Below are 14,883 nucleotides of genomic sequence, written 5' to 3' on the forward strand. Positions count from 1 at the left end.
ATATACCGTTTCAACTACCAAAATCAATTTGCATCATAATGTCCAGAAGACGGCATTTTGATACAAATTAATCTTGAAGTTTCAAGCGGTTTATCTCTAATCACCCAACTTTCTTGAATGTAATTCTGCCCATGCAGGGAAGAAACCAGCACTTACAGCAATACCGTTAGAAGCTATATTAGACTCTGAGGTTCCATAAAAAGGTACCTTCCCACGTTTTAAGAGTTCCTGCTTTAATAATGCAACTAAGTTTGTACCTATCCCTTTTCCTCTATATTCAGGTATCACATTAATGCCTATTTGATATAATGTTTTACTATCTTCACTAGCACCTGCCATACCCATTATATTATCACCATCAAAAGCTGCAACTCCAAGAATATCTGAATAATTGTCATCAAATACAAACGCTTCATCAAATCTAGCGTCACCCTTAAATTGCAATATATCTTCCTTTTCAAACCACTTTATTGTAGTTTTAGGCTTTACTTCTACAGCTGCTGGACTAGGTAAGAAATAATGATGTGTATCATCAATTTCGTGACCAAATTCTCCCAATTTCTTGTCTATCATTCTAAACTTATAACAATCAAATAACCAATCAGCCTGCCTTTTTAAAAGGTTCTCTTCAAGCCAAGGTATCATTTTTTCATCAGAAGAGATTATTGCCCTTCCCCACATACAAATTATTTTTAGAAAACAACCATCGCTTTCATAAATACGCCTGCCCTCTAATAGCTTATTTTCAGTAATTGTATTTCCTTCTTTTTCAAAATCTGAAGGCTTACAATTAAAATCAAGTGCCAATTGTTTTTTTGCTATATTAATTATTTCAGTTTTTGTATACATATTTACCTCCTAGTATTTAACAACTCAATTTTAGAATATCTTAAATTTTACTGCTACTTTCTATAACTTACTAGGTATAAAATGATACATAATTGTTTTATACTTAACTAGAGATATACAGCTTGAAAATCAAAAATCTCAAGTACCAAGTTTATCCTGACAGCAATATTTTTCAATTCACAGTTCACGATGCACAATTCACAATGAAGGAGGATTTTCCTCCGCTTTGCTGCAGAAAATCTTAAAACTTATTTTTTTATTGCTTACGCAATAGTACCATTTATGGTTCTAGGCGGAGCTTATAATTTAAGATTTGCCTGACGAAAGGAAAGCAAATCCTCCTTCATTGTGCATTGTGAACTGTGAATTGTGAATTAAAAACATTATCATAAGGATACATTTGGTATTTATAATTTCAATGTTTCAAGTTGTCTATCTATAGGAGGATGTGAAAAAAGGTATTCTATAGGTTTTACTATACCGCACATAAAGCCTTATGAGCGGCTCGTAAAAAAGAATACCTATATTTTTCACATGCTTCTATATGTATAGTTACTACATCCAAATTTAAAACATAGCCATTAAATAAAATATTTTTGAAACTTATAGCCTCTCTGTTTCCGCACTACCCCAAAATTCCGTAGGCACGGAGGAATTTTTTCCTTAAACCACCGTATAAGGCGAAATAAGAGTATTGCAGGATGATTTAAATAAAATTTTATAAATCTTAGGCAAAAAACTTTAAAAACCTTAGATGTTTCAATTGTCTGAGCTTCTTTTCAGCGAGTTATTGAAACTTCTTAGGTTTTTAAAGTTTTTTGTCTTAGATTTATTAATTTTATTTAATATACTGTAATACTCTTATTTCGCAATTTGTGTTTGCATTGCCCTCATAGAATTTAATACCGCAATTAATGTTACTCCAACATCTCCAAATACGGCTTCCCACATAGTACCTACTCCTAACGCTATTGCAACTAACAAAACAAGTTTAACACCTAAAGCAAATATTATATTCTGCATTACTATGCTTCTTGTCCTTTTTGCTATTTTTATAGCTGAAGCAATCTTTGAAGGTTCATCTGTCATTATAACTACATCCGCAGCTTCAATTGCCGCATCTGAACCCACTCCGCCCATGGCTATACCAATATCAGCCCTAGCTAAAACTGGTGCATCATTTATTCCATCACCTACAAACACTAGCTTACCCTTTGATGTCTTTTCTTTATCAAGCATTTCTAATTTTTCAACCTTTTGGTCTGGAAGCAATTCAGCGTGAACTTCATCTAAGCCTAATTGTTTAGCAACTTTAGTTCCAACTGCCTTATTATCTCCTGTTAACATTACTGTCTTCTTAACACCAATATTCTTTAAAGCTTTAATTGCCCTTTCCGAATCATCTTTTACTTCATCAGATATGATTATATATCCTGCATATTTTTTGTCTACAGCAACATGAACTACTGTTCCTATAGTGTCCACTTCGTCATATTTTATATTTTCCTCATTCATCAATTTATAGTTACCAGCTAATACTTCTTTGCCTTTAACTACAGCTTTTACACCATGTCCAGATATCTCTTCATAGTTTTGTAATGAATTTTTATCTACTTCCATTCCATAAGCATTTAATATAGAAGTTGCTATTGGGTGATTAGAATAACTTTCTACATAAGCAGCATAAGCTATAAGTTCGTCTTTTGAAATATCCTTTTGATTTTTTACTTCCGTTACTTTAAATACACCTTTTGTAAGAGTACCTGTTTTATCAAATACCACAACTTCAACATTGTTTAGTGCTTCTAAATAATTGCCACCTTTAACAAGTATTCCATTCTTTGAGGCCCCACCTATTCCTCCAAAGAAACCAAGTGGTATAGATACTACTAATGCGCATGGACAAGATACTACTAAGAAAGACAATGCTCTATAAATCCATTCTGAAAAAGTAGCTCCTTCAATAAAAAGTGGTGGCAGTATTGCTAATGCCAAAGCCGAGAAAACAACTGCTGGCGTATAATATCTAGCAAACTTTGTAATAAATTTTTCTGTAGGAGCCTTTTTACTGCTTGCATTTTGAACTAAATCTAGTATTTTTGAAATAGTAGAATCTCCAAATTCCTTTTCTACCCTGATTGTTAAAAGTCCGTTCTTATTAATAACTCCACCTAAAATATTATCTCCCTCATTTACCTTTCTAGGAACTGACTCACCAGTTAAAGCTGAAGTGTCTATCATTGAGCTACCTTCAATTACCTTACCATCTAAAGGAACCTTTTCTCCTGGCTTTACTACTATAATACTTCCTATAGTAACCTCTTCTGGTGATACCTTTTTTATATCATCTTCAACCTTTAAGTTAGCAAAATCAGGTCTTATATCCATAAGTGCAGTGATAGATTTTCTTGAACGATTGACTGCAATTCCTTGAAACAGCTCTCCTAGTTGATAGAAAAGCATAACTGCTACTCCTTCTGGATACTGTCCAATAGCAAAAGCACCAACAGTTGCTATACTCATAAGAAAATTCTCATCAAATACTTCCCCTCTTGCTATATTTTTTAATGCTGTAAGAAGTACCTCACCACCAGCAAGTAAATAACTTATTATATAAATTACTAATTCTACAGTACTTGAAAATTTTGCAATAGTCGCTATTCCAAACAATCCCGCAGCAACAACTAGTCTGATTATTTCACCTTTACTGCTTTCTTCGTGCTCGTCACCATGTTCACTAGCTTTATCTTCTGATATCTTATTTTTATTTCCAATTTCAATTACTTTAACATCTGGTTCTATTTTTTCAATATTCTCAGATATTTTAGAGACTAATTCTTGTACATTATTTGCTTTTTCAATTTCTAAAGTTAAAGTTTTAGTTAAAAAATTTACGTTTGCCGAACTTATCCCCTTAGCTTCACTAACTTGTCTCTCTATTTTAGCTGCGCAGTTTGCACAATCTAACCCCTGAAGAATAAACTTTTTAATTATATTTTTACTATTAGCTTGCTGCGATTTAATTCCAATATTGCTACTTACTAATCTTAAATTACTTTTACTAAGGTTCTTAATTTCTTTTTCCATATTATTTTCCCCCCATAGCTACTTTTCTAGTTGTGTTTAAATGGAGATAAAGATAAACCATTGTGAAACTTGAAATTCATTTGTACCAAAATGCCGTCTCCTTGGCATCTTGGTGCACATGAATTTCAATATATATTTATGCAGTAACATATGAACATATGAATTGTTGTTCATATGTTCATTATATGCTGGTATACTAAACTTGTCAACAAAATAAGGAAATTTTTCATAAGGCATCTTAAAAAAATAACAAGTCCAAATTGAGAGGTAGTTTTGTGTAATACAAGGAAGTGTAACTCGTTAATACTGGTTGTCTTAGCGTGTTATAATGACGAAGTATTACGCAAAAATATCCGAAAGTTGGGCTTGTTATTTTCTTTAAGATGCCTAATAATAAAATATGCTGCCCAGTATAAATTGGACAGCATATTTTTCAAGATGACTACTCTTAAATTTTTTCAATTTTGCAGCTATGCTCTTTTTCCTTTGAATCATAACATATAGCCACTGCCAGTATCTTTTTTCCTTCATTTTCTCTATTAAACTTTTCTACATATTCTTTTTCTCTAATTTGCTTTATAGCCACTTCTGGTAATTCATCCTTTTTAAGTTCAACTATAAAAGGAATATCATTTTTTCTCCTAGGATGAAAAGTAAAATCTGCATATCCTTTTCCTGTTTTTTCTTCACGCTCTACTCTATATGTATCTCTAGCTGAAAGATATGCCAAAGTTAACACACATGAAAGACTATTTTCATCATTATACTGAAGTATTGGTATTTCTGAATTATGAATATCATGAAGTATTAATTCTACAGTTTCTGCATCTCCTTCAACTGTTGCTTTTAACATTCTCTTAGAATTTTCTATTATCTCAGAAACATATCCAAAAGATTTATCCCTTAAAGCCTTTTCAAACTCCTTCATGAGTTCCATATTAGGAATTTTTAAGTATCCATCATGATAAGCTAAAAATCCAAGCACAATCATAGCAGAGTATACTTGTTCCTTATTTTTTGGCGTCCCCTGACCAGCTCTAAATTCTTCATCTATAGTTATATCAATTTCCTCCCCAGAAACCATCTCTATAACATCATCTCTAACTTCTAACATATCATATTTAAGATACTCAGTTACTTCCTCCATAGCCCCAGTATTTGTCCAGTAACTTTCACAATAATTATTTTGCAAGGCTTTCACTACAGATCTTGGATTATACACTTTAATCCCATTTGCAGTAAAATATCCATTATACCAACTTTGAAGTTCTCTAAAATTCATCTTTCCATTTTTATTACAAAGTTTTTTAACCTCTTCTTCTGTAAACCCAAAATACCTACCAAATCTTCTATCTTTTAAAAACGTGTATTCATCAAACATATTAAGTGCACTACCACTTGAATACTTTTTAATCGGTAAAACACCAGTCATATATGCTAAAGCCACATAAGGCTGATCCTTTAAAATATTCCTTAGAAACTCTAAGAAATTATTTTGATTCTCCGTAAAAAGGTTATTAGAAAAAATATAATCCCATTCATCAAAAATAAAAATAAACCTATCATTCGTTGTAAAAAGCATGTCACTTATGGTAAAGTAGCTTTTAAATTCTAATTTAGGATACATACTTTTTATATCATCTATTAATGTTTTCTGTATCAATCCTATATATTCATCATAACTTTCAATATTATCTGGCAGCTTATTAAAATTTATACTTATAACATTATACTTATTTAAATGTTTTTCATAATTAGCAGTTTTACTTATATTAAGCGTATTAAAAATCTCTGTTGAATTTACTGCCTTGGAGTAATATGCTCCTATCATATCAATAGCGGTTGATTTTCCAAATCTTCTAGGTCTAGTTACACATATATATTTACTTTTTGTGCATATCATCTTATTGAGTATTTCTATCATTGAAGATTTATCAACAAAATACTCTTCATTTACAAGTTCTCTATAATTTTCAAAAGATTTATTTGTATTTAAATATAATGGCATATTACATCCTCCCTTCTTTTGCTTCGCCTCAATTATAACATAAATTAATGTATCTTTTTATATCTTTGCCTTATAGCGTAAACTTCAATCATATTCTTTTCATTGAAAGTATTTATTCAATATATAAACTACAGTATTAAATGTAACTTCCAGTGTACATATATCACTATGCAATGCATTATCAATCTCATTAATCAATGCTTTTTTTGCTTTACCTTTGTAACTACTGCATACACTTACTATCTCAGTTATATCCCTCGAACCATATATAATTGCCCTATTAAAATCATCCTTAAAATCAAAAACTGATAATTCTTTCATAACCTTTTTAATGCTATCCTCTGACGCCAAATTAACCCTATAATTTCTCATGGTAGTTAATAATTTCATGGTAGCCTCACTAAATACTGTATTTAATGCTGGAGAAATACCTACTGCATAATCCGCATTACTTGTTAACGCAATTCTTCCACCTAATGAATGCCCGATGGCAACTACTTTTCCAAACTTCTTGCAATATTCTATGGAGGTTTTTAAATCCATTGCAACATTTTTATCAAAAACTAAAGTATTTTCTCCATGCCCTCGGAAATCAATGGCAAAGGTTTTAAAACCTATTTCAGCAACTCTATATGCTAATCCTAATTCCTCTTCCTTTGAACCGCCATAACCATGAATTATTATAGCTGCTCCTTTAAATTCACTTGGTGTTAAAACTATACTTGGAATTTCAAATCCATTACCTTTAATATTTTCTCTTTTAATATCCAAATTTACCACTCCCAATCAAAATTTGATTCGATATCGAAGTAATTTTGCAAAAATAGAAAACTTCGATATCGAAATATTTACATATGGGCATACTACCTCAACTATTGAAATTATAAATACCAAATGTATCCTTATGCTAATGTTTTAAATTCACAATTCACAGTTCACAATGCACAATGAAGGATGATTTTTCTACGCGAGCGTAGAAAAATCTTAAAACTTATTTTTTTATTGCTTACGCAATCGCGCCATATATGGTGCAGAGAGAAGCTGATAATATTTAAATTTAAGATTTACCTAAGCAAAGCGAAAGGTAAATTATCCTTCATTGTGAATTGTGCATCGTGAACTGTGAATTAAAAAATATTGCTGTCAGGATAAACTTGGAATTTGCAATTTTAATGTTTCAAGTTGTATATCCATAAATATATGCTACTAAAAATTATCATACATCTTTTTTAAAACACGCCTAAATACCATCTTTTCTTCATCGGAAACACCTTGGTATTGACGTTCATAAAGCTTCTTTGAAATCTCCTGAAAACCGTCTTTTAATTCATATCCTTTCTCTGTTAAATATATAATACTTGATCTGCTATCTTTAGGATCTTTCTCACTCGAAATATACCCCAGCCTAATTAATTTGCTTACCAAAGTTGTTACAGTAGACCTTTCTCTATGAATAGTATCTGCTATTTCAGTCATGGTGGCTTTTTCATATTTAAATAAAGCTGCTAATATATCTGCATGTGATAATGCAATATTCTCTAATCCCAACTTCTCCATTTCTTTCAATAAATATTTATCACTCTTGTCTTTTATTCTACCAATTAAATTTATAGTATTATCTATATTCATATTTTTAGTATACTTCGACGTCGAAGTATTGTCAATAAAAATTATAGGCGGGATTGTCCACCTATAATGCTCAATATACGAAGTATACGAATTACTTAATTTAAATCTTTTTTGCTTTAATTATAAATGAGGTAGGTATATACTTAGCTCTGTAAAGAGAATAATATTCTTTGGAAGGTTCCGCTTCTATATTTGTGTACTTTTCTGCAATATCTCCCTCAATAAGTTTTTCAATATTTAAGCCTGAAGATATTAACTCATTAATAAATGTGCTTAATCTAATTCTATTTAAAGTAACTGGCTGTCCCTTAAAAGTTTTATTTGGCTGAATCCCATCCTCAAAATACGACCTTTCTACAACTATATTCCTATCGTTATTTCCTAAACATTGATAAACCGGATGATCCCAACTAAATATCAGTATTCCATCTTTTTTTAAATATAAAGATATATTTTTAAAAGTTTGTTTTAAGTCTGTAGTCCATCCAAGTGCATATATAGAATAAATTATATCAAAGTAGTTTTTAGGTATATCTGCTTCTAACTCCATAGGTGAACAATATAAATTAGCATTATAGCCTTTCTTGCTTAAATAATCCTTTGCAATCTCAATCTGAGTTGATGAAATATCCATCCCCCAAAGTTCCTGTGCACCTCTCTTAGCCATATACTCTAATGAATGACCACTTCCACAACCAATCTCTAGTACTTTTTTATCATTAACGTCGCCAAATAAATTTAATTCAGTTTCGCTTTTAATAAATGGTCCATATTCAGGTAATGCAGTTATTCCAAAAAATTGTTGAGCAATATTATCCCAACAATTCTTATTAATTTCAAGTATATCATTTTTCATGAATACTCCTCCTCATAATTTTTTAAATTAACTCCATTTAGTACACAATACTTTATATAGGAGGATGTGAAAAAAGGTATTCTATAGGTTTTACTATACCGCACATAAAGCCTTATGAGCGGCTCGTAAAAAAGAATACCTATATTTTTCACATGCTCCTATAGATATATCAGTTGAACTATAACCCACTGTATATGCGAAGTACGTGTGTTGTAGGATGATTTAAATAAAATTTTATAAATCTTAGGTAAAAAACTTTAAAAGCCTTAGATGTTTCAATTGTCTGAGCATCCTTTCAGCGAGTTATTGAAACTTCTTAGGCTTTTAAAGTTTTTTATCTTAGATTTATTAATTTTATTTAATATCCTGCAATACACTTACTTCGCATTAGAATCCGTCAAAGAAGCTTAGTTGGTCACTTTCCGGAAGCCCCTTCAAGCATCCAAATTTCTTAAGTGCTTCTACTGCAGCATTACCTATCTTAGCACGCTTCTTTAAATCCTCTATAGAATTTGCAATCTTTTCATGGGCTGCATTGTATATACCCTCTGCTGCCACATTTCCCATACCAGATATACTGTTTATAGGTGGTCTTATGCCCTCATCCTCTACCAAGAATTTAGTTGAATTAGATTTGTATAAATCAATTGGAAGGAATTTAAACCCTCTTTCATACATTTCCAAAACTATTTCTAAGTCATCGTACATATCCTTATCCTTAGGTCCAGCCTGCATTCCCATCGCTTGAATTTCCTTCATCTTTTCTTTAACCTTTTCTTTTCCGAAAATCATAAACTCTGCATCAAAGGCCTTTGCTCTAATACTAAAGTATGCCGCATAATATGCTTTAGGTATATGCACCTTAAACCAGGCTATTCTAAAAGCCATCATTACATAAGCTGCCGCATGGGCTTTAGGGAACATGTATTTTATCTTTCTACAAGAATCTATATACCATTCTGGAACGTCATGCTCTCTCATCAAAGTCTCATACTCTGCCCATTTCTTAGGATCTTTTAATGCTTTTCCTTTACGTACAAGCTCCATTATCTTAAAGGCAGTATTAGGAGGCAAACCTTTTTTGATAAGATAAATCATTATATCATCTCTGGTACATACAGCTTCACTTAAGGTAACTATTCCTTGATCGATTAAGTCCTTGGCGTTTCCAAGCCACACATCGGTACCATGTGAAAGTCCTGATATACACAACAAATCCGAAAAGGTCGTTGGCATTGTATCCACAAGCATTCCACGTACGAACTTAGTTCCAAATTCAGGAATACCAAAAGTTCCCACTTTAGAATTTATCTGATCTTCTGTTACCCCTAAGGCTCTGGTTGATGAAAATAAAGACATAGTATCCTTATCATCGAGCGGTATCTTATGAGGGTTTATTCCAGTTATATCTTGAAGCATTCTTATAACCGTCGGATCATCGTGACCTAGTATATCGAGCTTAAGTAAGTTCTGATCTATTGAGTGATAATCAAAATGTGTTGTTATAATATCTGAAGTCGGATCATCTGCAGGGTGCTGTACAGGACAAAATTCAAATATTTCTCTTCCCTTTGGCACAACTATAATTCCTCCTGGATGCTGACCGGTAGTTCTTTTTATACCTGTACAGCCCTTTGAAATTCTAATTGTTTCAGCCTTATTTATTGGAACATTTTTTTCATCATAATACTTTTTTACATAACCAAAAGCAGTTTTTTCTGCTATAGTTCCTATAGTTCCCGCTTTAAAGGTTGTGCCTTTTCCAAAAATAACCTCTGTATATCTATGTGCTTTTGCTTGATATTCTCCAGAGAAGTTTAAGTCAATATCAGGTTCTTTATCTCCATTGAACCCTAAGAAAGTCTCAAAAGGTATATCCATACCATCCTTATCTAGCTTTTCTCCGCAAACAGGGCATACCTTATCTGGAAGGTCAAAACCATTTTTAACACCGTAATCAGCAAAATCTGAATACTTGCATTTAGAACATCTATAATGTGGTGGAAGCGAATTTACCTCTGTTATACCAGTCATATTTGCCACAAAAGAAGAACCAACAGATCCTCTGGAGCCAACTAAATATCCATCTTCATTTGACTTCCAAACAAGCTTTTGAGCTATAATATACATTACGGAGAAACCATTTTTTATAATTGATTCAAGCTCTTTATCCAGTCTTTGCTGAACAATTTCTGGCAAAGGATCACCATATAATTCATGTGCCTTTCCATACGCAATTTCTTTAATAGTCTGCTCACAGCCATCTATATGTGGAGGACACTTCTCTGGTGAAATAGGACTTATTTGCTGACACATATCTGATACAAGATTAGTATTTGTAACTACAACTTCATAAGCCTTTTCTCTTCCTAAATAAGTAAACTCACGAAGCATTTCCTCAGTTGTTCTTAAATATAAAGGTGCTTGATTATCTGCATCCTTAAAGCCCTGACCAGCTTCTAATATACGTCTATATATTTCATCCTGTGGGTCCATAAAATGAACGTCTCCAGTAGCAACCACAGGTTTATTTAGCTTTTCTCCAAGAGCTACAATCTTTCTATTAATATCCTTTATAGCTTCTTTATCTTGTACTTGCCCATTTCTTATTAAGTAGTCATCATTTCCTAAAGGCTGAATTTCCAAGTAATCATAATCTTCAGCAATAGCCTCAATTTCTTCGTCAGATTTTCCAAGTAATATTGCTTGAAAAAGCTCACCCTCGCTGCAAGCGCTGCCAAGAATTAAGCCTTCAGAATATTTCTTAAAAAGGCTTTTTAATATACGTGGTTTCTTGTAAAAATAATTTAAATGAGAATAAGATACTAGCTTATATAAATTCTTTAAACCAACATAATCCTTTGCAAGTATAATAGCATGATACGTTTTAACCTTTTTATACTCTTCCTTCTTAGCTTCTTCATCAACGGCATATTTATCTATATCTTCTACAGTTTCAGTGCCTCTTTTCTTTAATTCTTCAAGCATTATCTTAAATACCTTAACCGTTGTATCAACATCATCTAAGGCTCTATGGGCAACTTCAACTTTTATACCAAGGTTTTTTGCAATTCTTCCTAACTTGTAGCTTTTATATGTAGGGAATACCGCCTGTGCTAAAGCTAAAGTATCAACATAAGTAAAATCAAAATCATAGCCTAGCACCTTTGCATTATGCTTTAAAAAACCAACATCAAAGCTTGCATTATGAGCAACTAAAACGCTGTCCTTAATAAACTCAAGCATTTTAGGGAAAACCTGATCTATAGTTTCTGCATCCCTTACCATATCATCAGTTATATTTGTAACTTCAACAACTCTAGCCGGAATGGATTTTTGTGGATTTACAAAGCAGCTAAAACTATCTATTACTTTTCCATCTTGATATTTCATGATTCCTATTTCAGTTATTTTTTCAGTTATTGGTGAAAAACCTGTAGTCTCCAAATCCAGTACACAATACGTTGTATCAATACTCTGTCCCTTAGCATCTGTTACAGCTGGTTTTTTATCTGGAGCTAAATAAGCTTCCACTCCATATATGATTTTCATATCAGGATTATCTCTTCCAAGTAACTTATGTGCTTCTGGAAAAGCCTGCACCACTCCATGGTCTGTTATGGCAATTGACTTCATGCCCCAGCTCATAGCCCTCTTAATTAAATCCGTGGCACTAGTCATCGCATCCATTTGACTCATCTGCGTATGCATGTGAAGCTCTACTCTCTTAACTTCTGCATTATCCATTCTTTTAGCCCTTTTAATTCCTTCTGTTTCTACTATGGTATTGGCAATCGTTTCAACTTCACCGGAAAATTTACTAAAGCCGGCAGACCCAGCAAGTCTAACGCCTTTAGCCTTTTTTAGTCTAGATATTACATCGCCTTCTTCACCTGGCTTTAAGAAACATTTGCAGGTCATAGAACTTGAGCCATCATATAAATCGAAGGAAACCAAAGTTTTTCCGCTCTTCAATTCTTTTGCTTCCATGTTTGATATTTCACCTTCTAAGGATATTCTTCCCTCATCAGGCGTAATGTCTGTAATTTTTATTACATTTTCTTTAATTCTAGAATTTCTTCCTAATATTAAAGATGGATCAGCAGCTTTTTTACCACCAGTCTCTTCTTTTGTTTCTTCCCTCTTAACTGGTGCTTCTACAGGTTGCTTTGGAGCACTATTGCCCATACCTTCTTGAATTTTTCTTGATATTTCAAGCATCTCCTGCTCGCGTTCTTCCTCTTGAAGCATCAATTCATGACTACTTACATTATCAATAAAATTTATTTTATATGTAGTTCCATATACGGTTTTTATTGCCTTATAAAGTTGCTTATCAAAATTCATAGCTTTCAAAAACCCAGATACCGCTATTTTAAACTTAAAGTTTATGGTATTTTCCTCTACCTTACACTCACTGTTATTTATCACAGTTTTTAAAACAGGATGCTTATCTGATATTAAAAGTACAATATTTTGTAGTTCTTGCTCTATAGGTTTTTTATCAATTCCATCAGCATATTTTACTGCAATTATAGAATCTTCTAATGCAAATCTATTTTTTATAAAACTATTGAGCTTCTGAAATTCTTTTACTTCAATATACTTATCCGAACTAATTTGCATCTCAAGTCGTTTACTTTTTTTCTTCAATACTACCGATTCCACAAGAGCAGTATTTATATTTCCATTTACTTCATAATCACTAAAAATTTCATTTATTCTTTTCATAGAATTCCTTAACCTCACTTCAAAACTTTTAGTACCATTCTATTATATAGAAACAAATATACTTTGTCATGTAGGAATTTATTCTAATTGGAGCGAAAATTGAGTACTATAATGCTTTTATAAATTAGCATTATTTTATACTCAAATTTTAAATATTTCAAACTAAATCAATGCACAATGAAGGATGATTTTCTTCCTCTTTGCTACAGAAAATCTTAAACTTAATTTTTTTATTGCTTGCGCAATAGCACCATTTATTGGTGCTAAGCGGAGCTTATAATATTTAAATTTAAGATTTACCTGACGAAAGGAAGGCAAATCATCCTTCATTGTGCATTGTTAACTGTGAATTGTGAATTGATTAAGTTGGTTCGCAATAATTTAAATTTATTATTTATCTAATAAAAGCTTATCAATACTAGCTATTTGCACGCATATGCAGAATATTTCCATTGCCTTTTTTAATTCATCCATAGCTGGCAATGTAGGTGCAATACGAATATTTCTATCCCTTGGATCTTTACCGTATGGGAAGGTTGCCCCAGCAGGTGTCATTACTACCCCTGCCTCAGCTGTCATATCAACTACTTTTTTTGCACATCCATCAAGGGTATTAAAACTTATAAAATAGCCACCGTTAGGCTTATTCCACCATGCAATTTCCTTGTCACCAAGCTCTTTATGGAGTATATCTAAAACAGTCAAGAATTTGGGTCTAATAATTTCAGCATGTTTTTTCATATGCTGTGCAATATTATCCATATTTTTAAGGAATTTTACATGTCTAAGCTGATTTAACTTATCAGGTCCTATTCCTTGAATTGAAAGCTGTTTCTTAATTAAACTTATATTTGCTTTACTTGCAGCCATTACTGCTACACCTGCTCCAGGAAAAGTTACCTTTGAAGTTGAAGTATACATAAACACTCTATCTTCATTTCCTGATTTTTTGCATACCTCCAATATATCTTTTAACTTATCTCCCTCACCAAAAAGGTGATGTACAGTATATGCATTATCCCAAAAGATTCTAAAATCCTTCGCCTTAGTTTTCATAGTCCCAAGTCTATCTACAACTTCATCTGAATAAGTTATTCCATCTGGATTGCTGTACTTTGGCACACAGAAAATTCCCTTTACTGCTTCATCTTCAAGGACAAGCTTTTCAACAACCTCCATATCAGGTCCATCAGCTTTCATATCAACAACTATCATCTCTATGCCAAAAGCTTCACATATAGCAAAATGACGGTCGTAACCAGGACTAGGACATAAAAATTTAACCTTAGGAAGCTTTCCCCATGGAATTTCACTGCCAACTACACCAAAAGACATTGCACGTGCTATTGTATCATATATCATTGTAAGTGAAGAATTTCCACCAACTATGACTTCATCTACGCTCGCTTCAATTATTTGAGAAAAAAGTTCTTTTGCCTCAGGAATACCATCAATACCTCCATAATTTCTGCAATCCGTACCACTTGAGCTCTTATAATCTTTTATATTCATCATATCTAAGGATAAATCCAACTGCTCCTTGCAGGGCTTTCCACGTGACATGTCATATTTAAGTTTTTGACTTTTATATTCTTCATACCTTTTAAAAAGTTCTACTCTTGTTTGCTGTAAAGCTTTTTTATCCATCTTTGCAAATTGTGCCATTAAATACCTCTCCCTTTTAAAGTGAAACATATCTTAAAACCAATCTCACTATCGATAT

8 protein-coding genes are annotated in these 14,883 nt (G+C 32.4%); all 8 read right to left on the bottom strand.

The window, feature by feature from the left end:
- Positions 1 to 96: 96 nt before the first annotated feature.
- The 8 genes from CUEA01_RS01205 to CUEA01_RS01240 all read right to left on the bottom strand — a co-directional run bounded on the left by CUEA01_RS01205 (position 97) and on the right by CUEA01_RS01240 (position 14,825).
- On the bottom strand, positions 97 to 849 hold the full coding sequence (locus CUEA01_RS01205; RefSeq protein ID WP_234117317.1) for a GNAT family N-acetyltransferase: 753 nt from the start codon (positions 847 to 849) through the stop codon (positions 97 to 99).
- 861 nt (positions 850 to 1,710) lie between these two features.
- Complete coding sequence (locus CUEA01_RS01210) at positions 1,711 to 3,936, bottom strand: heavy metal translocating P-type ATPase (RefSeq protein WP_234117318.1); 2,226 nt, start codon at positions 3,934 to 3,936, stop codon at positions 1,711 to 1,713.
- 448 nt (positions 3,937 to 4,384) lie between these two features.
- A complete protein-coding gene (locus tag CUEA01_RS01215) occupies positions 4,385 to 5,944 on the bottom strand; it encodes an AAA family ATPase (protein ID WP_234117319.1) in 1,560 nt (519 codons plus the stop codon).
- Positions 5,945 to 6,043: 99 nt separating this feature from the next.
- On the bottom strand, positions 6,044 to 6,715 hold the full coding sequence (locus CUEA01_RS01220) for an alpha/beta hydrolase (RefSeq protein WP_234117320.1): 672 nt from the start codon (positions 6,713 to 6,715) through the stop codon (positions 6,044 to 6,046).
- 435 nt (positions 6,716 to 7,150) lie between these two features.
- Positions 7,151 to 7,573, bottom strand: a complete 423-nt coding sequence (locus CUEA01_RS01225) for a MarR family winged helix-turn-helix transcriptional regulator (RefSeq protein WP_234117321.1) — start codon at positions 7,571 to 7,573, stop codon at positions 7,151 to 7,153.
- 100 nt (positions 7,574 to 7,673) lie between these two features.
- On the bottom strand, positions 7,674 to 8,429 hold the full coding sequence (locus tag CUEA01_RS01230; protein WP_234117322.1) for a class I SAM-dependent methyltransferase: 756 nt from the start codon (positions 8,427 to 8,429) through the stop codon (positions 7,674 to 7,676).
- 387 nt (positions 8,430 to 8,816) lie between these two features.
- Positions 8,817 to 13,160, bottom strand: coding sequence for a DNA polymerase III subunit alpha (polC, locus tag CUEA01_RS01235; protein ID WP_234117323.1), 4,344 nt, complete (start codon positions 13,158 to 13,160; stop codon positions 8,817 to 8,819).
- A 390-nt stretch (positions 13,161 to 13,550) separates the two neighbouring features.
- Positions 13,551 to 14,825 carry an aminotransferase class I/II-fold pyridoxal phosphate-dependent enzyme gene (locus tag CUEA01_RS01240; RefSeq protein ID WP_234117324.1) on the bottom strand — a complete coding sequence of 425 codons (1,275 nt, stop codon included), beginning with the start codon at positions 14,823 to 14,825 and terminating at the stop codon, positions 13,551 to 13,553.
- Positions 14,826 to 14,883: the final 58 nt, after the last annotated feature.

Origin of the sequence: Clostridium hydrogenum, assembly GCF_021432385.1 — a bacterium.
Lineage (GTDB): Bacteria > Bacillota > Clostridia > Clostridiales > Clostridiaceae > Clostridium_S > Clostridium_S hydrogenum.